27 protein-coding genes are annotated in these 23,596 nt (G+C 65.2%); 10 read left to right on the top strand and 17 right to left on the bottom strand.

The annotated features are described in order from the left end of the window. Nucleotides 1–179 precede the first annotated feature (179 nt). Complete coding sequence (locus VGG51_02400; GenBank protein HEY1881876.1) at nucleotides 180–572, top strand: hypothetical protein; 393 nt, start codon at nucleotides 180–182, stop codon at nucleotides 570–572. Here VGG51_02400 and VGG51_02395 read toward each other — a convergent pair. Beyond that, nucleotides 556–1,257, bottom strand: coding sequence for a hypothetical protein (locus tag VGG51_02395; protein ID HEY1881875.1), 702 nt, complete (start codon nucleotides 1,255–1,257; stop codon nucleotides 556–558). The genes VGG51_02400 and VGG51_02395 overlap by 17 nt on opposite strands. Before the next feature lie 125 nt (nucleotides 1,258–1,382). Further along, nucleotides 1,383–1,700 (bottom strand): hypothetical protein, encoded by a 318-nt coding sequence (locus VGG51_02390; GenBank protein ID HEY1881874.1) that lies wholly within the window; start codon nucleotides 1,698–1,700, stop codon nucleotides 1,383–1,385. 60 nt (nucleotides 1,701–1,760) lie between these two features. On the opposite strand from VGG51_02390, the gene VGG51_02385 reads away from it, so the two are divergent. Next, on the top strand, nucleotides 1,761–2,153 hold the full coding sequence (locus tag VGG51_02385) for a hypothetical protein (protein HEY1881873.1): 393 nt from the start codon (nucleotides 1,761–1,763) through the stop codon (nucleotides 2,151–2,153). Then, complete coding sequence (locus VGG51_02380; GenBank protein ID HEY1881872.1) at nucleotides 2,153–2,941, top strand: hypothetical protein; 789 nt, start codon at nucleotides 2,153–2,155, stop codon at nucleotides 2,939–2,941. The genes VGG51_02385 and VGG51_02380 overlap by 1 nt, the downstream gene beginning before the upstream one ends. Nucleotides 2,942–2,947: 6 nt before the next feature. On the opposite strand, the gene VGG51_02375 is transcribed toward VGG51_02380, so the two are convergent. From VGG51_02375 to sufC, 4 genes are read right to left on the bottom strand one after another with little or no spacing between them, the layout of a single operon-like run. Continuing rightward, nucleotides 2,948–3,340, bottom strand: coding sequence for an SUF system NifU family Fe-S cluster assembly protein (locus tag VGG51_02375; protein ID HEY1881871.1), 393 nt, complete (start codon nucleotides 3,338–3,340; stop codon nucleotides 2,948–2,950). Between the two features lie 14 nt (nucleotides 3,341–3,354). Further along, the gene (locus VGG51_02370; protein ID HEY1881870.1) at nucleotides 3,355–4,605 is read right to left on the bottom strand and encodes a SufS family cysteine desulfurase; all 1,251 of its coding nucleotides are present in this window, start codon (nucleotides 4,603–4,605) and stop codon (nucleotides 3,355–3,357) included. Continuing rightward, nucleotides 4,602–5,792 (bottom strand): Fe-S cluster assembly protein SufD, encoded by a 1,191-nt coding sequence (gene sufD, locus VGG51_02365; GenBank protein ID HEY1881869.1) that lies wholly within the window; start codon nucleotides 5,790–5,792, stop codon nucleotides 4,602–4,604. Before sufD ends, VGG51_02370 begins: the two co-directional genes overlap by 4 nt. After that, nucleotides 5,785–6,552 carry a Fe-S cluster assembly ATPase SufC gene (gene sufC, locus VGG51_02360; GenBank protein HEY1881868.1) on the bottom strand — a complete coding sequence of 256 codons (768 nt, stop codon included), beginning with the start codon at nucleotides 6,550–6,552 and terminating at the stop codon, nucleotides 5,785–5,787. Before sufC ends, sufD begins: the two co-directional genes overlap by 8 nt. An 85-nt stretch (nucleotides 6,553–6,637) precedes the next feature. Here sufC and VGG51_02355 point away from each other — a divergent pair, with 85 nt between their 5' ends. Beyond that, nucleotides 6,638–7,288 carry a winged helix-turn-helix transcriptional regulator gene (locus tag VGG51_02355; protein ID HEY1881867.1) on the top strand — a complete coding sequence of 217 codons (651 nt, stop codon included), beginning with the start codon at nucleotides 6,638–6,640 and terminating at the stop codon, nucleotides 7,286–7,288. A 14-nt stretch (nucleotides 7,289–7,302) separates the two neighbouring features. Beyond that, entirely contained in the window at nucleotides 7,303–7,800 is a 498-nt protein-coding gene (locus tag VGG51_02350) for an iron-sulfur cluster assembly scaffold protein (GenBank protein ID HEY1881866.1), read from the top strand. A gap of 59 nt (nucleotides 7,801–7,859) precedes the next feature. Here VGG51_02350 and thpR read toward each other — a convergent pair whose 3' ends face one another. Genes thpR through VGG51_02325 form a run of 5 tightly spaced genes read right to left on the bottom strand, consistent with a single transcriptional unit; the run spans nucleotide 7,860 to nucleotide 11,015 of the window. Next, nucleotides 7,860–8,426, bottom strand: a complete 567-nt coding sequence (gene thpR / locus VGG51_02345) for an RNA 2',3'-cyclic phosphodiesterase (protein HEY1881865.1) — start codon at nucleotides 8,424–8,426, stop codon at nucleotides 7,860–7,862. Then, nucleotides 8,419–9,060, bottom strand: coding sequence for an MBL fold metallo-hydrolase (locus VGG51_02340; GenBank protein ID HEY1881864.1), 642 nt, complete (start codon nucleotides 9,058–9,060; stop codon nucleotides 8,419–8,421). Before VGG51_02340 ends, thpR begins: the two co-directional genes overlap by 8 nt. A gap of 9 nt (nucleotides 9,061–9,069) precedes the next feature. After that, nucleotides 9,070–9,552, bottom strand: a complete 483-nt coding sequence (locus VGG51_02335; GenBank protein ID HEY1881863.1) for a flavin reductase family protein — start codon at nucleotides 9,550–9,552, stop codon at nucleotides 9,070–9,072. After that, the gene (locus tag VGG51_02330) at nucleotides 9,549–10,130 is read right to left on the bottom strand and encodes a class I SAM-dependent methyltransferase (GenBank protein HEY1881862.1); all 582 of its coding nucleotides are present in this window, start codon (nucleotides 10,128–10,130) and stop codon (nucleotides 9,549–9,551) included. The genes VGG51_02335 and VGG51_02330 overlap by 4 nt, the downstream gene beginning before the upstream one ends. Nucleotides 10,131–10,154: 24 nt before the next feature. Then, a complete protein-coding gene (locus tag VGG51_02325; GenBank protein ID HEY1881861.1) occupies nucleotides 10,155–11,015 on the bottom strand; it encodes a bifunctional 5,10-methylenetetrahydrofolate dehydrogenase/5,10-methenyltetrahydrofolate cyclohydrolase in 861 nt (286 codons plus the stop codon). Between the two features lie 64 nt (nucleotides 11,016–11,079). Between VGG51_02325 and VGG51_02320 the strand changes: the two genes are divergently transcribed. Continuing rightward, complete coding sequence (locus VGG51_02320) at nucleotides 11,080–11,613, top strand: TlpA disulfide reductase family protein (GenBank protein HEY1881860.1); 534 nt, start codon at nucleotides 11,080–11,082, stop codon at nucleotides 11,611–11,613. After that, the gene (locus VGG51_02315) at nucleotides 11,610–12,500 is read left to right on the top strand and encodes a hypothetical protein (GenBank protein ID HEY1881859.1); all 891 of its coding nucleotides are present in this window, start codon (nucleotides 11,610–11,612) and stop codon (nucleotides 12,498–12,500) included. Before VGG51_02320 ends, VGG51_02315 begins: the two co-directional genes overlap by 4 nt. A gap of 5 nt (nucleotides 12,501–12,505) precedes the next feature. Here the strand turns inward: VGG51_02315 and VGG51_02310 are convergent, their stop codons facing one another. The 4 genes from VGG51_02310 to VGG51_02295 are packed head-to-tail and all read right to left on the bottom strand — an operon-like array spanning nucleotide 12,506 to nucleotide 17,665. Beyond that, nucleotides 12,506–14,581 (bottom strand): phosphodiester glycosidase family protein, encoded by a 2,076-nt coding sequence (locus VGG51_02310; GenBank protein HEY1881858.1) that lies wholly within the window; start codon nucleotides 14,579–14,581, stop codon nucleotides 12,506–12,508. Then, entirely contained in the window at nucleotides 14,578–15,819 is a 1,242-nt protein-coding gene (locus VGG51_02305) for a hypothetical protein (protein HEY1881857.1), read from the bottom strand. The genes VGG51_02310 and VGG51_02305 overlap by 4 nt, the downstream gene beginning before the upstream one ends. A 20-nt stretch (nucleotides 15,820–15,839) precedes the next feature. Next, a complete protein-coding gene (locus VGG51_02300; GenBank protein HEY1881856.1) occupies nucleotides 15,840–16,379 on the bottom strand; it encodes a DUF4337 family protein in 540 nt (179 codons plus the stop codon). Then, nucleotides 16,376–17,665 carry a carbon-nitrogen hydrolase family protein gene (locus VGG51_02295; protein ID HEY1881855.1) on the bottom strand — a complete coding sequence of 430 codons (1,290 nt, stop codon included), beginning with the start codon at nucleotides 17,663–17,665 and terminating at the stop codon, nucleotides 16,376–16,378. Before VGG51_02295 ends, VGG51_02300 begins: the two co-directional genes overlap by 4 nt. Nucleotides 17,666–17,752: 87 nt before the next feature. On the opposite strand from VGG51_02295, the gene VGG51_02290 reads away from it, so the two are divergent. Then, on the top strand, nucleotides 17,753–18,553 hold the full coding sequence (locus tag VGG51_02290; GenBank protein HEY1881854.1) for a hypothetical protein: 801 nt from the start codon (nucleotides 17,753–17,755) through the stop codon (nucleotides 18,551–18,553). Nucleotides 18,554–18,715: 162 nt separating this feature from the next. Here VGG51_02290 and VGG51_02285 read toward each other — a convergent pair whose 3' ends face one another. After that, complete coding sequence (locus tag VGG51_02285) at nucleotides 18,716–20,044, bottom strand: copper amine oxidase N-terminal domain-containing protein (protein HEY1881853.1); 1,329 nt, start codon at nucleotides 20,042–20,044, stop codon at nucleotides 18,716–18,718. A gap of 137 nt (nucleotides 20,045–20,181) precedes the next feature. Then, nucleotides 20,182–20,577, bottom strand: coding sequence for a hotdog domain-containing protein (locus VGG51_02280; GenBank protein ID HEY1881852.1), 396 nt, complete (start codon nucleotides 20,575–20,577; stop codon nucleotides 20,182–20,184). Between the two features lie 105 nt (nucleotides 20,578–20,682). Here VGG51_02280 and VGG51_02275 point away from each other — a divergent pair, with 105 nt between their 5' ends. Both VGG51_02275 and VGG51_02270 read left to right on the top strand, forming a co-directional pair. Continuing rightward, nucleotides 20,683–21,957: an efflux RND transporter periplasmic adaptor subunit gene (locus tag VGG51_02275; protein HEY1881851.1), complete on the top strand. Its 1,275-nt coding sequence runs from the start codon at nucleotides 20,683–20,685 to the stop codon at nucleotides 21,955–21,957. Between the two features lie 2 nt (nucleotides 21,958–21,959). Further along, a complete protein-coding gene (locus VGG51_02270) occupies nucleotides 21,960–23,561 on the top strand; it encodes a TolC family protein (protein HEY1881850.1) in 1,602 nt (533 codons plus the stop codon). Nucleotides 23,562–23,596 lie beyond the last annotated feature (35 nt).

Raw genomic sequence — 23,596 nt, 5'->3', positions numbered from 1 at the left:
CAAAGCGGCCGCTCGGGCGAGCTCGCAGGCCGGGGGGAATTCGGGTGCTTTCCGACAAGGATGGGTGATGCCGCGTTTGCTCGGGCCGACCGCCCGACGTTGATAGCAAGACCGCTTCGCTCGAGGAGAGACGAAGCGGTTTTTTGTTTGTGCCGCAGCCACCGGCGAAAGGTATTCTCATGCAGCAGGCCATCGAACCGACGGACATCTCGTTGGACGCATATACCATCTGCAGCTTCGTGCCGAACCTCCGTTCGGCGAGAGCGATACCGCTCGTGCTCATCGGTTACCGTCAGGGCGAGGACCCGTCGTTCGTCTGGCTCGTCCCCAAAGAGGGCGTCGATCCGCAAAGCTTGACCGACGACCCGTACTACGCGAAAGTCCTACACGACCCGCGCGCCTACTTCAAGAAAAAGCTGGCAAAGTACGTCGAAGAGACCGGCTGCGTGAAGCGTGGGATCGAGATGCTCATCGACTGCCATCAAAACCATTTGGCCTTTACCCCGCTGACCGAACTGCGGGAAGAGCCCTTCCGCCACCCGCTGCAGGTCGAGCTTATCGGGGCGTTTTGACGACGGGCGTACCCGACGCGCGAATCGAACGCACGTAGGTGATGCGTACCGGCACGTAAACAGCGGGCTTGCTGTCGTGCAGACGCGCCTGGATAGTCAGCGTCGCGCGCAGCGCGAGCAGCATCGCGTTCTCGAGAGAATAGTAGGCGGTTCCGTCCATCCGCATCGTCCCGGTGATGGCGCCGCCGTGCCCGGGCAGCCCACCGTTCATCGGACCTTGCGCTTGAAAACGGACCGCGACCGTGGGGTGGCCCGCGATCGGTCCGTCGGTTCCGGGGCGCAGGAAACCTCGTAATACCGAGCCGCCGCCCAGCGGAGAGTTGGCGGCGAACGGAACGGAACCGCGCAGATCTTGCAGATCTCGCAGCGTTGCCGCGTCGAGCTGCACGGCAAACGGTTGATTGAGGATCGTCAAAAAGTCGGGGTCGTCGTCGACGCGATCCTCGAACGCGCCGTTCGGCATCATGTCGGCGACGAACTTCGCATTGCCGTCGGTGCGACCGTCGGGGCTATCGCGAACGTAGCGGGCGCGTGCCTCGAAGCGCGTGGCTTCCCCATCCCGGCGCACCGACAAGAGCTCCGTGCCGTCGTACGAAACCCGCGAGCCCGTCGACGCCGCCTGAACCTGATAGAGATCTTGCCCCTGCAGATCGTACTGAAAATCTGCATAAGCAGATGGAGTCACCGGCAAGAGCGCGGTAACGAGGAGGAGGCCGAGTTTGATTGGGAACTCCGTTTCTGCCGAGAAGACTTGTTCCTACTTACAGTATCACCCGCCGCAAGAGGAGGTCTTGCGGTTGCTCGTGGCCATTAGGTGCGGTTCTTCGCTACCCTCCGCCGGGTGCTGAGGAAGAAGCGGACGTCTGCCGTGCCCTCACAAACGACGACGGTATCGGCGTCGGTATAGCTTCGCCCGTTAACGTCGATCGTGAAATCTCCCGACGCGAGACCCGCGAGCGTCCGCCCGACGCTGCGCGAGAACTTGTCGCGTGGCGCTCGTTTTCCGATCGCCTCCCGGACCGCAAACCCCAGCAGGTCGCGAACGCGCAGCGGCGTGGCAAGCGCGAAGGCACCCGAGCCGCCGAGGGCGACGGCATGAAGATCGAGCGGCACCTTCACTCGGATCATGGGGCGCAATTTCTTCCGCATCGAGGAGCTGCCTGCTGTCGAGGATAAATCAATCGGCCGATGTCCTTCGGGAACGTGCCGGCCGACATGCTCGTCGGCGCAGTCGAGAAGCTTCTCGCAAAGATGGACGAGGCGGATCTCGCCGTGTTATATGCGCGCGAGCTTTCGGCGATGCCGCGAGATGCGTATCAGGCGCTGATCGAAGCGGTCTTCAACGCGTTCCGCGAGCGCGGCGAGTCCTCTGAAGACGCCGCCGAGGGCGCCGGTACGACCCTCGAGAGCATCGCGCAACGCGAGAACGGCGCGGTCGATGCCCTTCTTGCATACGCGCGCGGGAACCCCGACCTGCTCAAGGAAGCTACCGCGCTGTTCGTCGAGCAGAGACCCGAGCTTATTACCGCTTTGCCCGCCTCGCTACGAGACGCATTGGCAGAGCGGCTCGCAACAACATAGTGAGGGAACCCCCCCGGCGGCGTCGCACGGACGACGAGCCGCGTGGAGGGCTGCCGCTCTTCCCACTGGTTATCGTCGTCGTTCTGGCCGGGCTCTTGTTGGGCGGCGTCCTCGCGCATTTCTTCGGCGGTTCGAAGCAAAAACCGCAGCGCGCATCGGGGACGGTCGCCATCGAGCCCACCGCGCTTCCGACACTGACGCCGCAGCCGGCGATCTCTCCGACGATTTCACCCACCAGTACACCGAGCGCCGTGCCCACGCAAAGAGCGAGCGCCGCACCCACGCAGAGACCGAGCACGACGCCCAGCTCGACGCCGAGCGCCGCCCCGACGAAACGCCCAGCGCCCGCTCCGAAGAAGTCTGCGGCACCCGCGGCGAGCGCGGCACCCACGCCGACGCCGCACGCTGCGCCCGTTGCGGCGCCCGTACGCCGAACGCCCACGCCGGTTCCACCGGTCGCACAGGCGCGGCCGCCGGCACCAACGGCGACGGCCGCTGCGGCGACAAATGAGGACCGCGCGACGTCGGTCGTGCGTTCGTATCTCGGCGCTCTTGCGCGCGGTGATCGAAGCACGGCGGGATCGTATCTCGCGCAGGGATCGCCGAGCGAAGCGTTCATGGCTGCGAACGCGACGGTCGAATCGGTTCGATCTGAGCCCTCGGGCGGGGGTTATAAAGTGATGGCCGACGTCAAAACCAGCGCCGGCGAATACTTCGAAACGTTTACGGTGGCGCCGGGCCCCGGCGGCCTACAGATTACCGAGCACTACTGGATCAAACCGCAGTAGCCCGGGTCAGGTGATTTCGTCGGGCCAGTCGGCGAGTCGCCCGATCGCCGCGCTCTTGAGCACGCGCAGGCCGAGCATCGCGCACTTCATGCGTGTCGGGCTGATACCGATCCCGACGTTATCGAGGACGGCCTCTTTGGAAAGCTTGGCTACATCGGCGAGCTTCATGCCCTTCACCTGTTCGGTCAGCATCGACGCCGAGGCTTGGCTGATCGCGCATCCTTTTCCGGAAAAGCGGACGTCGCGAATCACGCCGTCGTCGACCTTCAGTTCCATCTTGATCTGATCGCCGCAGAGCGGGTTGAGATCCTCGGCCTCGACGTCGGGATTCTCGAAATTGCCGAAGTTCCGCGGACTGCGGTAGTGGTCGAGAATGTAGTCGCGGTAAAAGTCGTCCAACCTAGAGAACCGCTCTACAGCCCAAAGACCGCAGCAGCCTTTTCGATTCCTTCGCAGAGCACGTCGATATCCGCCTCGGTGTTGTAGAGATAGAACGACGCGCGCGCCGTTGCGCTCCAGCCCATCTTTTCCATGAGCGGCATCGTGCAGTGATGGCCGGCGCGTATGCAGACGCCTTCGGTATCGAGGATCGAGGCCAGATCGTGCGCGTGCACGTCGCCGAAGTTGAAGGAGATCGCACCGGAGATCTTCTCCGGATCGCGTGGGCCGTAGATTGCGAGGCCGCGCGCCTCGTATTCGCTCAAACGCGCCAGGGCGTAGGTCGTCAGGCCCTTCTCGTGCTCGCGCACCCACTCCATCGTCACGCCTTCGAGATACTCGACGGCGACGCCGAAGGCGATGGCGTCGGCAATGTTGCTCGTGCCGGCCTCGAATTTGCGCGGCGGTTCGGCGAATGAGGTGTGCGCGTACTCGACCTTCCGGATCATGTCGCCGCCGCTGAGGAAGGGCGGCATCGCTTCGAGCAGTTCGCGTTTGGCGTAGAGGGCGCCGATACCGGTTGGGGCGAGCATCTTGTGCCCGCTAAAGGCGTAGAAGTCGACGTCGAGCGCTTTGACGTCGAGCGGCAAATGCGGCGCGCCCTGCGCGCCATCGACGAGAACGAGCGCGCCCGCGGCGTGCGCCCGCGGAACGATCTTCTCTAGCGGCGCGATCGTGCCCAGCGTGTTGCTGACGTGCGAGACGGCGACGAGCTTGCAGCCGTCGAGGAGCCGATCGAGGTCGTCGAGCACGTGAATGCCGCGTTCGTCAACGGGAATAAAACGAAGCTCTGCGCCGTTTCGCTCGGCGAGGAGCTGCCACGGCACGAGATCCGAATGGTGCTCCAGCTCGCTGAGCAGAATCGCGTCGCCCTTACCGACGTTGTGCGTCGCCCAAGAGTAGCTGACGAGGTTAACCGCCTCGGTCGTGTTGCGGACCCAGACGACCTCGGGCGTGCGAGCGCCGATGAAGCGCGCGACTTTGACTCGCGCTTGCTCGTAGGCTTCGGTCGCCCGCTCCGCGATCTCGTAGACGCCGCGATGAATGTTCGCGTTGTACTGCTCGTAGTAGTCGACGAGGGCTTGGATGACGGCCCGCGGCTTCTGCGAGGTGGCGGCCGAGTCGAGGTAGACCAGCCGTTTTCCGCGCGACGTCGGCCGCGCGAGAATCGGGAAATCCGCGATGATGCGCTCGACCTTCGGGTCTACGCGTAAGGTCTGCGTCACGAGAGCTTTGCCGCCAAAGCCTCACGGAGCTCGTCGCGCAGCGAGGCCGTCGGGAAACGCTCGAGCGCGGGCTCGAAAAAGCCCAGCGCGATCATGCGTTCCGCGGCGGAGCGTTCGATGCCGCGGCTCTCCATGTAAAAGATTTGCTCGGAGTCCATCGCGCCGACCGTCGCACCGTGATAGGCCTTGACGTCGTTTGCGCCGATCTCGAGCGCGGGAACCGAATCGATGTGCGCCGTGGGCGAGAGCAGCAGCGCGTCATCGCGCAGGCGCGCGTCGCTGCCCTGCGCGTGCGCGGCGATGCGGATGTTGCCGAGAAACCGAGCCTGACCACGCTCGCGAGCCGCGGATTTGACGAGGGTATTCGAGCTCGCTTCGCCGGCCCGATGCTCGACCGAGCTGATAACGTCGACGTGCTGCGAGCCGCGGGGGAAGAAGATAGCCGCGATCTCTGCGGCGATTCCCGTCTGCTCGATTGAAACCGTAAGATCGCCCGCCGCAAGATCGGCACCGAGTTCGGCGTCGGCCCAGGCCATCTTCGCGTCTTTGCCCGGACGCGCCGTGCGATTCCAGACGACGCGCGCGGCTGCGGCCTGCTGAAGCGCGGCAAAAGAAACGTCGGCGTGCTCTTCGGTGACGATCTCGGTCGCGCCGCAGACGAACGCGCCCGCATCGGCCTCGATGCGTTCGACGATCGTGACGCGCGCACCGCGCTCGACGAGCACGACGGTCGAAGGGAAGACGGTCGCGTCGCCGCCGGCGTAACGAACCACGACCGGATGGTCGCAGGCACGATCGGCGGGTACGTGGATAAAGCAGCCGACGTGCGCGAAGGCAGCGGTCAGTGCGCCGAACTTCGTCGCATGGATTCCGGTCGCTCCGAAGGCACGAGCAAGCAGTTGCGGGCACTCGCGCGCCGCCGTTGCGAGATCGTAGACGACGACGGCGGGATTGGGATTCTCGACGGAAACGATCGCGGGATTGAGATCGAGCCGCGCGATATCGGGGACGAGCGTTTCGAAATCGATTCGCCAGAAACGGCCCGCGCGTTCGCGCCCGCTCGGAAGCGCCAGAAAGCGTTCGAGGGCAGCGCGCCGCTGCTCGTTGGTAAGCGGTTCGTTGGGAAGCGTTGCCAGGCGGCCGAAGAGCGGGGAAGTCTCGGCCGTCGCGACGGCAACGTTAGGCAAGAGCCTCGGCCTCCTCGCGGAGCTTATCGTAACCCTCGCGCTCGACGCGCTGCGCGAGATCCGCGTCGCCGCTCTTGACGATGCGTCCGTCGATCATGACGTGCACGACGTCGGGAACGACGTACTGCAGGATTCGCGGGTAGTGCGTGATGATAAGGAAGCCCGCTTTGCGCCCTTCCTCGCTCGCACGCAGCGCAGCGATCGACGCGCCGACGTCTTTGAGTGCGTCGATGTCCAGGCCGGAATCGGTTTCGTCGAGGATCGCGTATTTCGGCGCCAAGACGGCGAGCTGCAGCATCTCGAGCCGCTTCTTTTCACCGCCGGAGAAGCCGTCGTTCAGATAGCGCCCCATGAAGGACGGATCGATGCCGAGCTGATCCATCTTTTCCAAGAGAAGCGCGCGAAACTTCGCCGGCGGAAGATCGCCGGGGCGCTCGGCTTGCCGAGCCGCGTGCAGGAAGTTGGCGACTTTGACGCCCGGGATCGCGGCGGGATACTGAAACGAAAGGAAAAGGCCCGCGCGCCCCCGTTTGTCGGGCGAGAGCGCGAGGATATCCTCGCCATCCAGCTCGACGCTGCCGGTCACCTCGTACTGGGGGTGGCCGGTGAGCGAGAAAGCAAGCGTCGACTTGCCGCTGCCGTTGGGTCCCATCAGCGCGTGCACGCGGCCGGCCTCGACCGAGAGGTCGATTCCTTTGAGGATCTCTTTGCCGGCGATGGTGGAGCGCAGATTCCTGATATGAAGGCCTTGGTCGGACATAGAAATTATCGTAGCCGAGGCTCTCTTAGAAAGTCAAGGAAAAACTTTACTATCTGCGACGTTTCATGCTAGGATAGCGCCAAAGATGCACCAGGACCGCTTCTTCCAGACGACTCGGGGAAAGATCGTCAGCGAGCTGCGGCGGCGAGGCTCCGCCTCGGCGGCCGACCTGGCGCACGTCTTCGGGCTCTCGCCCAACGCGGTTCGCCAGCAGCTGATGGTCCTGGAGCGCGACGGTCTGGTCGCCGAAACCTCCGTCCGGCGCGGCCCGACCAAGCCCACCTACGAGTTTTCGCTGACACCCGAAGCCGACCGGCTCTTCCCTCAGGCCTACGACAAAATGCTCTCGGCGGTATTGCGAGAGGTGCGCGATCAATTCGGTCCGCCGGCGGTCAAGCAGATCTTCGACGGCCTCTCCGAACGCGCCGTCGCGCGGGCCCGCCTCAGCGTTACCTCGGACGAACCGCAAGAGCGAGTTGCCCAGCTCACCGAGATGCTGCGCAAGAGCGGCGTCGTCGCCGAGTACAGTCTGATCGACGACGGCTTCGTGCTGCACGAACACTCGTGTCCGTACTCTAACGCCGCCAAAGAGCATCCGGAGGTCTGCCAGGTCATTCACCACGTCATCGACGAGACGATCGGCGGCCGGCACGAGCAGACCGAGTCGCTCGCGCACGGCGGGAAAGAGTGCCGTTTCGAAATGCACCCGGAGCGGGCAACCACGCCGGTATCTTAGGAGTTATTGGATTCATGGATTTTCCGAAATTTCAGCGGTTGGTCGAAGAGCGCACCGGCTTTCGCACGATGGAGAAGCCGACGGCGAGCGGCGAGTACTTCAGCGACTCCTGCGGCGACATGTACAACTTCTTTTTGAAGGTCGGGCCGGGCGCCGTCATCGAGGACATCTCGTATTTCACGACCGGCTGCGGTTTCGGAACGGCGACGTGCAGTCTCGTTGTCGAGCTCGCAAAGGGCAAAACGATCGACGAAGCAGCGGCGATCAGTGCCGCCGAGGTTGAGGGCCTGCTCGACGGCTATCCCGAGAAGAAGAAAGATTACCCCGAACGCGCGCTCGAGGCGCTGCACGTCGCGCTCGACGACTACCGCTCGAAAGTCGGCGCCGGAAGCGTGCCCGATTTCGGATCGATGCCGCGCCCGGCCGATGCTCCTGCGGCGGAGCCGGCGCACGCGCCCGTCGCGTCGACGAACGGAAACGGCGAGGCCAAGCTCCTCATCAAACTGCGCTAACGCCCCCCGTCCTTCGACCGTCCTTCGACAGGCTCAGGATGACACGGCGTGTGTTGCGCTCAGGATGACACGGCGAGCAGCGGGGCGCGGTGCGGAACTTCGTAGCGCGAGGTGTTTGCCTTGGCGTCGAAGATCGATTCGAAGAGTGAGATCGTTCGCACTTCGAGCGTGAACGGGGTCACCTCGATGAGCGGAAGCGGGCGCGACGCTTCTTTTACGCGTGCGATCGTGACGTGCGCGACCGGATCTTCTTCGAACGTGAAGCCCAGCGCCGCGTAGGCGCCTTGAACGGCTGCGGCGAGATGACGGTACGCTTCGCCCTGCTCGCGCGCCCCGACGTAGACGACGCGCGGACGCCGCTCGTTGGGAAAGGCGCCGGCTTTATCCAGGTGGAGGGTAAACGGTGCGCAGCGCTTGGCGCTCTCGCCAAGCGCCGCGTCGATCGCGGCGTAGTGCGCCGCCTCCACGTTCCCCAGAAAGGCGAGCGTGACGTGCAGCTTCTCCGGGGCTTCGAAGCGGGCGGCGAATCCGGTCGCGCTCAGCGCATCGGCGACCGCCTCGCAGCGCGCCCGCGCGTCGTCGTCGAGCTCGATGCCGATGAAGAGGCGGCGCTTGCGTTCAGGCACGGAGGTAGGGATTCGAGCGGCGCTCGGTGCCGATCGTCGTGAAGGGCCCGTGCCCGGGAACGACCGGCGTCGCGTCGGGAAAATCCATCAACTTGCGCTGAATCGAGCTGACAATGTCGGCCATCGAGGTGCCGCCGAGGTCCCAGCGGCCGATCGACCCGGCGAAGAGCGTATCGCCGGTCAGCAAGATCGTCTCAGAGCCGTCGCCGGCCGCGAAGCAGACGCTTCCGGGTGTGTGCCCCGGGGTGTGCAGAACCGCGATGTGCGCTTCGCCGAGTTCGAACGTGTCGCCGTCGAGCAGATCGCCGTCGAGCGGGACGACGCGCGGCGCATGCGGGAGGCCGAGCCAACGCGCCTGCATTGCCAGCGACTGGTAGAGCGGGAGGTCGGCGGGATGCAGAAGCCCGCGGCCGTTCGTGAGCTCGCGCAGCCGTTCGAGATCTCCAATGTGATCGATATGCGCGTGCGTGTGGACGAGCCGCGTGGCTCGCCAGTTTCGTTCGCGCAGATAGGCGTCCACTTCATCGACGCCGTCGCCGCCGTCGACCACGATCGCCTCACCGCTGCGGTCGTCGGCGAGGATCGTGCAATTGCAGGCCAGCGGGCCGACGGCGAAGGTCTCGCGACGCAGCATCGGTGCTCTCTAATCCACCTGGATGTGAAAGTCGTGGAAGCCGCCGTTGAAGTATCCCAGCGGCGAGCCTGCACGGGCGCTGCACGAGAGCACGTGCCCGATCAGGATCGAGTGCGATCCGAAGTGAAACTCGTGCGCCACCTCGCAATCGAAGTGCGCGATGCAGCCGGGGATGACCGGAGCGCCGGTCGCTTCGACTTCGTAGTCGACGTCGACGAACTGGCGCTCGCGTACCTTGCCGGAAAAGCGCTCGGCGAGCGCCCGCTGATCGCCCGCCAGCACGTTCACGCAGAAGATCCGCGAAGTTGAGATAAAGAGGTAGCTGCGCGCCTCGCGATTGATGCAGATCGAGAGCGAGGGCGGCTCGAGCGAGACGCTGGCGAACGCGTTGACGGTGATCCCGCGAGGCTCGCCGTCCTTCAGGCTCGTCACCACCGTCACGCCGGTGGGCACGTGCCGCATCGCGTGCCTGAACGAGGTCGAATCGCTCATTGACGGCGCGCGCCGATGGCGATCGCGTCGTCGTCGAGCGCGAGAATCATCGCGTCGAGGTCGGGCCGGGCGAGAAAGGTTTCGCGGAATTCGCGCTGCGCTGCGGCGGCGTGGTGGAACATGACGAGGCCCGAGAGTTTCAGCGTCGGGATTACGAGTTCGAGATAGCGTTCGTAGCTCGTTTCGTGCGCGGAGATGAAGGCGATATCCAGGTTGCGATGCGGGAAGTTTTCGAGCAGTTCCAGCGCCGGCGTATTGAAGACCTCGATGTAGTCGTCCTCCTCGGCGCGGCCGAAGTAGGAGCGCGCCACGTCGGTGTGCGCGGCGCTTGGATCGATCGTCCATATCTTGCCCATCCGCGGCTGCGCCAGCGCCATCCAGAGCGTCGCATATCCGTAGCCCGTCCCGATTTCGAGGATGCGGCTCGCCTGCATCGCCGTGACGAGCAGCGAGAGCAGACGCCCCGTCTGTCGCGACACGACCGGTACGCCGTTTTTGCGCGCGTGCTGCTCGAGCTCGAGCAGCAGCGGATGCGGCTGGGCTTGCATCGCATCGAGTTCGTGCGGCGTCGGCTTCACCCAGGCCGCTTTGGCGCCCCGGAACTAGCGACCTGCAGCCGCATATTCGGCTGCCTTGACCACGTTGCGGAGCAGCGCAACGTTCGTTACGGGGCCGACTCCGCCGGGTACCGGAGTGATCGCGCCGGCAACCTCGACCGCGCTCTCGAAGTCGACGTCGCCGCGAAGGATGCCGTCGACGAGCGTCGTGCCGACGTCGATGACCGTCGCTCCCGGCATGAGATCTTCTCCGCGAATCAATCCCGGCGCGCCGGCTGCGACCACGACGATTTCGGCAAGGCTGACGTACGGCTGCAGCGACGCCGAATCTTTGTGCAAAACCGTTACGGTAGCATCCTGTGCGAGCATCAGCATTGCGACCGGTGCACCAACGACGATCGAACGGCCGATCATCGCCGCGCGCCGCCCGCGCAGCGGCCAGTGCGGGCTGCGTTCCAACAACAGCATTACCGCGGCCGGCGTCGCCGGGACGTATTCCGTTCCGCTGCCGAAGGCCAGGTGGCCTTGGTTGGTGGGATGCGTGCCGTCGACGTCTTTATGGGCCGGAATCGCATCGGCGATCTCACGGATTGCGAGATGCGCTGGGAGCGGCTGCTGCAGCATCACTCCGTGCGTGGCCGGATCGTCGCGAAGCTCTTCGAGCGTCTCGCGCACGTCGCGGGTCGACGCCTTCTCGGGAAGATGACGCACCTCGATACCGATGCCGGAGCGCTCGCCGGTCCGCGCGAGATTGCGCACGTAGGCGAGGCTCGACTCGTTCTCCCCGACGAAGACGATCGCGAGCCTCGGCGATATTCCACGCTCGAGCAGCGCGCCGGTTCGCTCGACGAGCTCCGTCCGAAGCTCCGCCGCCAGTGCGCGTCCGTCGAGAATTGTAGCAGGCACGCCGTCGCCGTTTCGTGCGTGAAAGCAGGGCTCCTCGCTTTACAATCCGGAAGGGGCCGGTGCAGTGCAGCGTTATCTTCCGTGGGCCGGCGTCTTCGTGGTGCTGGCGGCGTCGGCCGCGGTCGCCGCGCCGTACTTCTTTTCGCAGCCGGCAAACGTGAACGGGCCGAGCAGTGCCGCCGGGCGTCCGGCGCCGGTCTTCACGCTGCGCGACGATCTCGGGCAGCGCGTTTCGCTCACGCAGTATCGCGGCTCGATCGTCGTCATGAATCTCTGGGCGTCCTGGTGTCCGCCGTGCCGAGCGGAGATGCCGGATCTCCAAAGGCTCGCCGACGCGTACGGATCGCGCGGTATCGCGGTCGTCGGGATCAACGAAGGGGAGTCGCCGCAGAGAGCGCGCGCGTTCGCCGCTTCGCTGCGAATTCGCTTTCCGATCTGGATCGACTCGGCCGAGCAATACGGCCGAACGTATACCGCGCTCGGTCTGCCGACGACGGTGATCGTCGATCGCCGAGGGGTCGTCGTGCGAGGGTTCGACGGCGCACTGACGCTCGATCAGATGCGCGCCGCCGTCGCTGCGGCAACGCACTCGAATTGACGCGTTTCATCTCGGCGGCGCTGATCGCCGGCGCGGCGGTCTGCCTCGAGTTGCTGCTCCCCGGAGAGCCGGTTTATCACAGCGGATGGTACAACGTCGGGCTCGCCGCAGTGCTGGTCGTTGCGGCGGTCTCGGCGCGGGGCGTCTTCAACCGAGCAAAGAGACTGCGCTCGCGCTGGGCGACGGCTGCCGTCGCGGCCGGCGCGATCGTCGTCGGCGTGGCGGGCGTGGCCAACGGCCTCTTCGCGCCGGATAATCGAGACGTTATCGGCGCTCCGGGTCAGCGCGTCCGCGTCGAGTCGCTCGGGACGCTTTGGTTTCCCCTCGTCAACGGGGACCCGACGGCGGTGACGCTGGAACGGCCGGTTCAGGCGCCGCTGCAGATCGGGTCACGGCGGCGCAACGCCGGCAGCTTCGTGCTGCGCACGCAGCCGCGCAGCGTCGTCTACGTCGAAGCTCGCGACCTGCGCGGAAACCGGTTAACCATAACCCAGCCGCAGGGCGCGGTCTTCCTCTCCCCCGTGCTGCTGATGCAGCAGCATCAGACGATCGTGGGGATGGACGTGCCGTTCGATTCGTTCGACGTCCCGTCGGCGGCCCGGGTGATCAAAGCAATCCTATTCGATCCGCGGCAGGCCGCGGCATTTCTTCACGATGCGAGCATCGCCGGCGGCGCGGTGCTCTTTGCGGTCGACGACGAGAACGATCGCCCGCTGGCGCACGGGATCGCGATGAGCGCTGACGGGCACGAAGTTCGCGCCGCAAATCTGCGCTTGCGCGGCGAGATCGTGAGCTATCCGCAAGTCGAGGTCGTGTCGACGCCGAATCTCGTCGCGGTCGTGCTCGGCCTGCTCCTGCTTGCGGGCGGACTCATCGTGCGAATCTAGCTAACCTAGTGTCCCGCGACGATCGCACGAACGTTGCGCAGGCCAATGCTTCCATCGGAGAGCTCCACGCCCTTCGAGGGCAGCACGTAGATCGAGACGAGGCGCATCGCTTGCGCGTCGGGTGGAAATCGAACGACGACGTGTCGCCATCCGGGGTTCCCCAAACGCGTCGCGTCGAGCAAGACGTCCTCGTTGATTTCGTTGCGAATCGCTACGCGCACGCGCGCGGCGCTGCCGTCGTCGGAGAGATCGAACTCCACGCCGATCGTATCGTCCGGCAGCGGGATGTCGGCCTTCGCATAGGCGGCGCGCTCGCCGTTCGAAAACGAGAAGCGCAGCTGGACGCAGCTGCCGCAGCCGGCATTTTTAGCAAGGCTGCCGGGGCCGCCGCGCGGCGCGGTGACGAAGCGCGCGCTTTGCGCGAAGGGAAGTGCGACCCCGTGCGAGCCGACGGTCACGCGCGTCGTCGCGAGCGTATCGCCGATGCGGACGCTGATGTTGGCGTCGTTCGACCCGGCGCGATAGCTGCCGCGCCCGTCGATCGAACCGCTGCTCGCGCTCCAGGGGAGAGATGACGGCAGCTGCAGCGGGTAGCCGCGCGCATCGAACGCCTGCGCGGCGAGAAGTACCTGTCCGTTTTGGTCGACGTTCGGCCGCGGCGGCTCGATGCGCGAGCGCGCCGGCCGCGCCTTGACCTCTACCGGCACTTCGCCTTTGAGGTTTGCACTGCGCAACGCGAGCCGTCCGATCCCCCGATGCGCCGCGAAGAAGGTACCGTCGCGATACGAGCCGAGCGAGGCCGGCGTAACGCTAACCTCTACGGCACCGCCGTTGCCGGCGACGTTATTGGCGGAATCCACCGCGGCGACGCGCAACGAAACGCCGGCGCCGGGCACCGCCCGAACGACGCCGGGGCGCGCGACCAGGCGCACCGCCGGCCCGACCGGCGCCGTACTGTACACGAAGAGGCCGTCGGCGACCGGACGTTCTTTACCGTCGGACGGCGAGTTGACGACGCCCGCGGCCGGGTCGCCGAGGCGGCGGACGACCATCGTCGAGGAGCCGCCGCCGTCGAACAGGAGCCCCTCGGTCGCGCCGAGCGCGCGCATCAGGGCCGAGAACTCCGGACGCTTGAGGCCGATGCTCAGCTCGGCCTGACGACCGTCGACTTCGACGAGGAAGAGGCGACCGTCGGGCGCGATCGCGGCACCCGAGACTGGGACGCGACGGGCGTTCTCCTCGCGATAGGGAGCGTCCGGATCGTCGTACCAAGCGCCGTCGTGCAGGATCAGCGCACCGCCGCCGATCGCGGTGGCGATCGACGTCAACCCGAACGGCGAGAGGTCGCCGTCGACGCCGATCACCGAGCCGACGTCGGGCGCGCCGACGGAGTTATAGTCGTTCAAGCCGATCGCCACGTAGTATCCCGGCGGCTGAGGGCTCAAGTTGTCGGCGATGCCGGTGATGCGATAGCGTGTGAGCGGCGGCACGCCGCCCAGCGGCACGAGCGTTTCGAGCGTAACGTTATCGTGGGGGGCGACGCGGCCGTAGAACGGGGTGAGCAGCGAGAGCCCGGCACCGCCGAGCGGCATCTCGTCGATCCCGTCGAGCGGCATCGTGCGCTGCGCGATCTCCATTTGGCCCGTGAAGCTGAACTCCGCGATGTGCGGTGTCCCGTCGCGCGTTATGGCGAGAACGGATCGCTTGTACGGCAGCTGCAGCAGCGCGCCGCCGCGTACGACCATGTTCACCGGACGGTTCGTATTGCCGATATCGAAGAAGTCGCCGTTGATGCCGGCGATCGCCCGCGTCCGCTTGGCCATCGAGCCGATCGTCTCTCCGCGCGAGACGAGCTCGTCGCCGGATAAGACGTTCTCCAGCCGCACGTCGCCGCGATGCGGCGCGACCACGATGACGTGAACCGAGAGCGGTCCGTCGGCGGTGAGCAGCTGATAATCGCCGTAGTCGACCCCGGGGGCGACGCTTTCGATCGTCGGCGCCTGCGCCACGATGCGCGGAAATGGCGCCGCGGGCGTGAGGAGAGCAGGCAAGAGCGCGGCGATCAGCGCGACGAGGTTCACGGATGCCATACTGCGACGGCTAGCGGATAGCCGCCTGTGGCAAACGGGGCGTGTGCGATGCGGCGCAGGGTGCGCGTATCGAATACGTCGATCTCGTTGTCGCCCGCACAAGGAACGTAGAGCCGCCCGCTGGGCTCGTCGACGGTAAGCTTCCAGGGAATCGCGCAGGTGCGCAGAGGTGCGCGTCTTGCGCGCAGCGTGCGCGCATCGAGCACGTCGACCTCGCGGCGCTCTTCGTCGCTCACGAAGAGCGTATCGCTGCGCGCGTCGAGCGCGACGCCGATCGGAAAGGCGAGATCGGCGCTGCGCGCGACCACGCGCGGCACGCCTGTGGTTAGCGAGATCGCAATCGCGGCGCCGGGCCTGGCGAAGGGTGAGTCTGCCGACTGATTCGAAACGGCGTAGAGCCGGTCGCCGCCGGGCGAGAGAGCGAGCGAGAAGACGCGCGGCACGGCCGGGAAGCGCCGCAGCACGCGAAGCGTGTTCGCATCGACGAAGGCGATCGTTCCGTCGTTGGCGTTGGCGACGTAGACGATTCCGCGCCGTTGGTCGACGGCGATGCCTTCGGCCGTCTCGCCCGTAACGACGCGCGTTACCTCGCCTCCAAGCGCAACGCGCGTGAGCGCGCCGCTGCCGTTGTAGTCGCGATCGGTGACGAAGACCGCTCCCGTCGCCGGATCGAAGGCGACATCGTCGCCCGATACTACGCCGCCGGCCTTTTCAACGTTCCACGGCGCCAGGCTCAGCAGCGTCAGCTCCGATCCCTGCGTATCGGTCGCGGCGACGCGCCCGGAGCGGTCGACGGCGACGTCGGTCGGCACGCCGCCCGTTGCGAGAACGCCGCGCACCGCGAAGCTCTCCGGATCGTGCACGACGAGCCCGTCGTCGTAGGAAGCGACGAAGACCAGCGGACGGTCGACGCGCGGCGCCGGCGCGATCTGCAGCTTCGTTACACCGAGCGCGTGGGCGTTGCCGGCGATCAAGAGTGCCGATCCTCCGGTGGCCGACGACGGAACCGCGTACGCGTTGGCGTTTTGCACGAGCCGGCCGATCCCGAGCACCGCGATGTGGTAGGGGACGGTGATTCCGTCGATGCGCAGCGGCAGAATGCTGCCCGGCAGATATGGCCAGCGCGCGGTCGCGAACATTGCCGCGGCCAGGCGCGATTGCGGCTTTGCCGGCTTCGCGCCGGCGAGCATCAGCGAGGCGAGCACGAGCACCGCGAGCCTGCGCAGCACTCGCTAAACCTGCACTTCCGCTAGCGGCTCTGCAGAAGACCGGTTGCGAAGAAAACCAGACCAATGCCGCTGAGCACCACGCCGGCCGGCAACAGGTACTGCACTTCCGCCAGCGTGGCGATCGAGACGAAGACGATCGCAATTTCGAAGAAGGTCGTGGCGAGCTGCAAGGTCTCGTACGAGCGCATCAGCATCTCGCCGTGCGCTTCGGAATCCTTCGCTTGCTGATCGAGCGCTTCGCTTTCGGCGAGCATCGCCGGTGACGAGCGGCGTTCGTCGGCGGCGACGGCCTTGACGCGCTGGAGCGCGATGCCGTCGCGAATGACGCCGCCGGCGATCAGCGCCTGGTAGATCGTGTAGCGGATCTCTTTGGCCTCGTACGCGTTGTAGGAGTCGACGGCTCGGCCTTGGGCGATGATCGCGCGGTTCTCCTCCGAGAGTGCCGAGACGGAGCGATGGTGCGCAAAGAGCGTTCCCATCGCCGCGAGGACGGCGACGACCGCCGCCGCCAGCGAGTTAACGCGGCTCCAAATCAAGCGAGTCCTTCTGATGGCCTTCACGCGCGCGCTCCGGTGAGGGCGGCGATGCGCTCGAGGCCTTCCGCGACGTCGGTGCCGGGCGCGACGGTCGTCTCGCGCGTCTTGCGCGGATCGTAGGTAAAGCTTGCGAGGCGAAAGTCGTCGAACGTGCCGGCGACGATCGTGCCGTCGGGATCGACGGCGAACGCGCGCCCACGCGTGCGATCGAAGACGACGAGGTACACGCGCAGCTCGAGCGCGCGTGCCCGCGCGATATGTTCGAGCCACGGTTCGGGAAGATCGCTGCTCCAGACGATGAGCCCATAACCGGCGCGGCGATACGGAACCAGGCCGGCAGGATCGAGAACGCGCTCGTCCCCGACCGCGGCCGCGGGAAGAGCGCGGTCGAGCATTTCGAGTCGCTGCGAGTCCCCGGGGGCGATGGCGTACGCATCGTCGAGCATTTCGAGACGAGAATCCACGTCGGCCGGGAGCGACTCGCCGGCGATTGCGATGCGGAGCGGCACGCCGGGGCTCGAAGCGCGCGGAGCCGGCGCAACCGGCTGCGCACGCGCTGGGCGCTCGGATTCGAGCGTCAGTAAAGCGCGCAACGTTTCGGGCCGGCGTTCGCCGGCAATCGCGACGATCTCGCCGCCGGCGTCGACGATTTGGCTCTTGCCGCAGTAGGCGACCATGCCCAGCTCGCTGCCGCACTTATTGGCGGCAACGAACGGGACTCGATTCTCATAGGCGCGGACGCGTGCGAGCAGATCGGCCTGCACGTTCTCCAAAGCGCGCGGATCGCGCCCGCTTGTGACCCAGGCGGTGGGCATGACCAGCAGATCGGCGCCGTCGTCCACGAGCGCGCGCGAAATCGTCGGCAGCCGTCCGTCGGCGCAGACGAGCACGCCGAGCGAGCCGACGCTCGTGCGCACTGCAGCGAGGCGCTCTCCGCCGGCGAACCAGCGCCGGTCGAAGTGCCAAAGGAACAGCTTGTCTGCGCGGCCGGCAAGGGAACCATCGGCGTCGATGACGATTGCGCCGTTACGCTGTGCGCCGCGCTCCGCGATCGCCGCGCCCACGACGATCACCGTTTCGGTCGCACGCGCGATCTTCGCCAGGCCGGCGATTGCATCGTCGACCTGGCGCGCATCGAGCGGATCGTGACCCAGCACGTAGCCCGGAATCGTGCCTTCCGGAAGCACGAGCAGGTCCGCATCTCGCGACGCGCGAGCGACGGCATCGAGGATGCCGACGAACGCGCTGGAAAAATCGCCGCGGTCGCGTGCTTGAAGCTGCACAGCAGCGACGCTGATTGAGCGACTCATGCCGCGACGTTCGCGACGTCGTCGGAGTGCCCCTCATTTGCGTGCTCGGGGAGGCCGTGAGCCCGCGCGCGAGAAAAATCACAGCCGATGAGACTCAAGCTGTCAGCGTTGTCCGTTGCCGTTGCCGCCACCAGCTCGATTGCGTTGCTCACAACAGAAGGGCCGGCTTCAACAGCCGCCGCGAGCACGCCATCGCCGAAACCCGCCGCGACCGCGGCGGCCGTAAAAAAGCAGGCGTCAAGCGACGGCTGCGGCGCAACCAAGAGCAAGTGGCAACATGTCCAGTGCGAACAGTTCAATAGCTCGGCACCCGGCGACGAGTACTTCGGACGGATGAAGATGAGCTACCTCGGCATCGACAACACGTACAAAGATGGTACGGTAAGCGCCGGAGACTACACGACCGATCAACACCTGATCGCGAAACTGGATTTCGCGACGGAAGCGCTTCGCAAGTGGGCGGCCAAGTACCCCAACGACCCGCAGCTCGCGCGTTCGTACTTCCTCGCAGTACTGGTCTTGCGGAAAGTTTACACGCAGCAGGAGCAAGAGCTGACGTGGCAGTTCATGCAACTGCTGGTTCAGAAGTACCCCAACACCTATTTTGGCAAGACGATGAAATCGCAGATCGCCTCCGGCGGATTCACCGAGCACTGGTTCGCCCTCGCGCAGATCTGCCCGACGCCGCTCCCCAAGGGCGTCCACCCCGAGAACACGCCGGTCGCTTCGCCGACCCCCTCGCCCGCACCGGGCCACCCCGCGGTCGCGTTGATCGTACCGCCATGCGTGGAGCCGTCGCCCGAGGCAAGCGAATATCCATCGATGTCGGCGTTCCCCACGCCCACGTCCTCGCCCACACCTAAACCCTTCACGTATCAACAGCCGTAACCCGCCAGTACCCTCGCCGCTACACCGCCGCGAAAACCGTATCCGCGACGGAGCAATATCCCGGCTAAACCAAAGCGAACTCACCTAAATCATGGCTCCCCACGATAACGAAGAAGGTCTCCGCCAGCGGCGGAGACCTTCTTACGTTATCCGGTCCGAAGACTAGATTTTCAGGCCGATGCCTGCGTACGGCCCACTCTCTGAGAAGCCGACCGGCGCGGCATTGAGATTCCAGCCACGGTCGCCCAGGAAGCCCGCCTCTATGAAGAGCGGGAAGCTGGGGAACGTGTAGGATACGCCGATGTCGTACTTGAGGACGTTGTATCCGACCTGGTACGTGCATCCGGGACCGGTGGGATTTCCGCAAGACAGCGGGTTGCTGCTGTAGTTGCCGTTGACGTTGAAGAAGTAGTACGCGCTACCGTAGAACGAGAATACGCGATCGAGATCGGGCAGTTTTTCGAGCCCGACGCCGATGTTGGATTCGCGCGGATAGCCGTAGTTGTTTCCACGCCAGAGGTATGCGGCAGCGAGGTAGATGCGCGGCTTGAGGATGCGAAGCCCCAGACGCGTATCGAACGAGTAGTCTTGGCCGTGGAACGCCGGAACCGACGCCTGGCCGAGACCGCCGATCGTGGTCACGTAGCAGCCCGGATCGCCGGTGCCGCCGCAGGCATGCTGCCAGTTGTATTGGCGATAGTCGACCGCGACCATGAACGGGAGGTTCGCAACCGGGATCTCGATCGCGCCGTGGAGACGGTACGAGAACCCGCCGCTGTTGTTGTCGCTATGCGAGCCGTTAACGAACTCGTTGTACACCGTCGGTGAGATGATGTAGTCGCCCGCCACGTAGAAGTCGTAGTAAGGAGCGGGCGTCGGTGTCGGCGGCGGCGGCGGGGGCGGAGGCGGCGGTGGCGGAGCCGGTGACGGCGGCGGCGTCGCAGGAATGTACCGTACGACGACGAGCCGGCGATCCGGAACCCACAGCACGTATGCGCCCATACCTTCCGAAATGACACGGACCGGTACGAGAACGGCGCCTTGATAGATCATCGGCGGAACGTCCAGCGGACGCGATTCGCCGTTGATGATGACTTCCGGCTTACCGACGGTCACTTTGACCTCGGCGCCGGGTTTACTGACCGTCGCAGTCTTCGTGCCCGCGTCGTACGAAACGGTTGCGCCCATCTGCTCGAACATCGAGCGTAATGGGATCAAGAGCGTTCCGCCTCTCACCAGCGCCGCGAGAACGCGGCCCTGCTTGAGAACGTCGGGCTTGGTGTAGACGTGATGGTCATTGTAGAGAATCGGGTACTGACCCGACGGCGGCGAACCAAAATTCGCCGGCGGAGCAGGGTTCGCGGCCTGGTCTTGCGCGATCGCGTTGGTTCCAATGTTGCCATGCGATGCGCCAGGCTGGGCCGCGACCGCGTTGAGCCCTAGACCCGCTACCATAAGCGCGGCCAGGACCCCAGTGCTCAGTCGCTTCAATGTGTCCTCCTAGCTGTTGTGAGAACTAAGCCTTCGACCGCCCTGGGGGCGGCCTAAGGCACGTTCCGTTCACCTTCGGGGACTGCCGATTGGCTCCCCTGCAGTGGGAGGCCGATTACCTGCAGGTTTTCGCCTCTTCAGGCGAGCTTTTCCCGCAGTTTTGCGAGGAACTTGCCCTTTTCGATGATGTACCGTTCGTGGCTTCCTTCGGCCACGGCTTCCTGCTCGTCGAAGACCTGGACCGCGAAGCTTACGCGCGGCCCGTCGAGCATCACGACCTCGACTTCGGTCCGGACGATGAACCCGACCGGGACCGGCTTGCGATGCTCGAGATCGATGTGCGTACCGAGGGTTATCTGCCCGGCGGTCAAGATCGGCTCAATGCAGTGGATAGCCGCACTTTCGACCAGCTGGACGAGCATCGACGTGGAAAGTACGTCGACGCCCTTGTTACCGGCCTTCTCAGCCGTCATCCATTCCTCGACGCGGCTCTGTAGGCTATACGAGCGGCCGATGTCGAGTTTCGCGCTCATTGCCTGGGGGAGATACGCCTTGCAGCCTATTACCTCATGCCGAGGTTAGACGATAGGTTACCTCGCCCGTTGAATCAAAAGCCACCGGGCGCCGTATATCAGACCATGAAGGACCGGATGAGGATACAGATGCTCAGAACGATGCTCGTCGCGCTGGCGGCGACGGTCGCGCTATCCGCGTGCGGGAAGAAGCCCGCGATGGGGGCCCCGCCGCTTTCGGTGGACGCGTCCCCGGCAACGCGCCAAAACATTGCCACGTACGTAACGCTCGACGGACAGATTGCGCCGCTGAACCAGTCGACGCTTGCTTTCCAACAGAGCGGCACCATCACGAAGATCAACGTGAACATCGGCGACATGGTCCACAAGGGCCAGCTGCTGGCAACGATCGACCCCTCGACCTTACGGGCTCAGCTCTCGCAGGCCCAAGCCCAAGCGGCTCAGGCCGCGGCGTCGGCGCAGGGCGCCGTCGTCGGCTACCCCGTGCAGACCCAGACCAATGCCGCAGCCGTCCAAACCGCGAAGGCGTCCCTGCAGAACGCCCAGCTCGTGTACAATCAGAACAAGCAACTCTACAAACAGGGCTACGTTTCGGAGACGCAGCTGCAGCAGTCTCAGGCCAACTTCGTCCAGGCGCAGCAGACCTACGACAACGCGGTGGTCGGGCTGCGAAACAATGCGGTCAGCTACCAGAACGTGAAGTCGCAGCAGGCCTCTGCACAGGCGGCTTCGGCCCAGGCCCACGTGCTGGGCACCCAACTGTCGCAGACCTACCTTTATTCACCCTACGATGCGGTCGTCGCGAACCGCCTGCTCGATCCCGGCGCCTATGCATCACCCTCGCAGCCGGTCCTGCAGGTCGCGCGGATCGATCGCGTCTGGATCAACGTCAACGTTCCGGACGAATACCTCTCCTACGTGCACTCGGGCAATACCGTTACCTTTTCGTCTTCTTCGCTTCCGGGGCACAGCTTCACGGGCCCCATTGAGACGGTCAACGCGGTGCCGACCTCCGGAACCCTTTCCTACTTGGCCCGGCTCGAACTGCAAAATCCGGGCTATGTCCTGCGCGGCGGCATGCTGGTGACGGTCAGAGTCACGAAACAGAAGGCCTCCAACGCAATCGTCGTCCCGCGCGGCGCCGTCGCCCAGACTCCAACGGGGAGCAGCATCGTGTACATCGTTTCCAACGGCAAGGCGCAGGCCGTGCCGGTCAAAGTCGGCGTCGAGACCGATACGCTCTCCCAGATCATCGCACCGCAGGTCACGGCGGGTACGATGGTCATCACGACCCGGCCCGACGCTTTAAAGGATGGCAGCGCAGTCGCGGTCGCCAACGGCCCCGCGCCCGCCAACTCGAACCCAGGCGCGGTGCACTGAGCGTGAAGCAAGGAAGGTTTCGCGCGCGAGTGCTGGCCGCCGCACTCGGGCTGGGCGGTCTTGTGACCGGCGTGGCCCTTGCCCAGAACGTTCCCAACTCGGGACAGATCGAGGGCGTGCCCGGCATCGTCATGCCGTCACCACTTCCCGAGCCGACGATAAGCGGCAGCCCAATTCCGTACCCGGCGTACGGCACGCCGGCCCCCGACGTCGAAAGGCTGGCGCCCAAGAAAGGCGTCCCGCAGACAATCACGCTTACCGACGCCGTTCGCATCGGCGTCGCGCTTTCACCCACCTTCGCCAACGAGAATGCGCAGTGGGTCGCGATTCACGCTAAGTACACCTCCGAACGCCAGGCGCTCTTCCCCGCTGTCAGCGCGAACGCCCAAATGGGCAAAGAGTTCAGCAACGGCACGACGAGCTCGGGCGGCGGCACGACGACGCCGTTGCCGAGCATCGGCCCAAGTCCGGCCGCCGTGTTCGGCCTCGGGCAAGCCGCACCGGTTTCACACGCGACCGTCGTCAACGAATCAGCGTCGATCACGATCACCCAGCTGATTTTCGACGGCGGCCGGACGATCGCGGCGATCCGCTCGGCGAAAGAGGCCGATGTTGCGGGTCGCGGTACGCTCTTGCGCGACCTCCAAACGCTCGAGTTGAACGTCGCTACGGCGTATTACGCCGTGCTGGAAGATAATGCGACGGTTGCCGCGGACGCACAACTCGTTAAGGAGTTCGAGGTCAACGAAGCCTCGGTCGCGGCACAAATTCGCAACGGCGCGGCAGCCCGGTCCGACATCGCAGCGGCGCAGTTCCAGACCGCGCAGGCGAAAGGGAACCTGGTAACCGCTCAAGGCACGGCAATCGGCGCGCAAGCGACCTTCGCGACCACACTTGGACTCGACGCCGACGCGATGGTCCTACCCAAGCCGCTCTCCGCGCAGCCGAACGCACCGAATCCGTCGTACACGGTCTCGTTGAAGCGGGCGTTGATCATGCGGCCGGACTACATTTCCGCGGCGTACAACGTTTTTTCGGCGAGAGATAACCTGCGCTACGCAAAGCTGGCCCGCTTTCCAATACTCTCCGCGGCGGCCAGCGACGGGGTAACGCGCCAGTTTATCGACTGCTTTTCCACGACCCAAACTAATCAGAATGGAAACGTCGTGCCGTTCTCGGTCTGCCCGGGCCAGGGCAGCTGGACCAACGACAAAACGATCGGCTTGCAGGTTTCGATCCCGATCTACGATCAAGGCCAGACGAATTATAATGTCGCGGTCGCGGCCTCGCAGCTCGATCAGGCAATCGCGAACCTCAACTTAACGAGGCTGTCGGTCGAGTCGAACGTTCGCTCGGCCCTGGCGACCTTGATTTCATCGCGGGCATCCTTCGTGCAGGCGCGTTCGGAGCTAACCTCGGCGCAGGTTTCGCTCGATGCGACGCAGGCGCAGTACAAAGTCGGCGCGACGACGATTCTCAACGTCGTCACTGCCGAAGCAAACCTGACGACGGCGCAGTCGGGGTACATCACCGCGCTGTACGGCGTCTATACGGCCGAAGAGAATTATTTATATGCGATGGGCATGAGCGACGTCCAACTGTAGAGACATTCCAGCTACTATTTCCGATCCCGTAAACT

Origin of the sequence: Candidatus Cybelea sp. (assembly GCA_036489315.1) — a bacterium.
Classification (GTDB): domain Bacteria; phylum Vulcanimicrobiota; class Vulcanimicrobiia; order Vulcanimicrobiales; family Vulcanimicrobiaceae; genus Cybelea.
The sequence above is the reverse complement of the archived record's forward strand: the minus strand, read 5'-3'. Positions and strand labels throughout refer to the sequence as shown.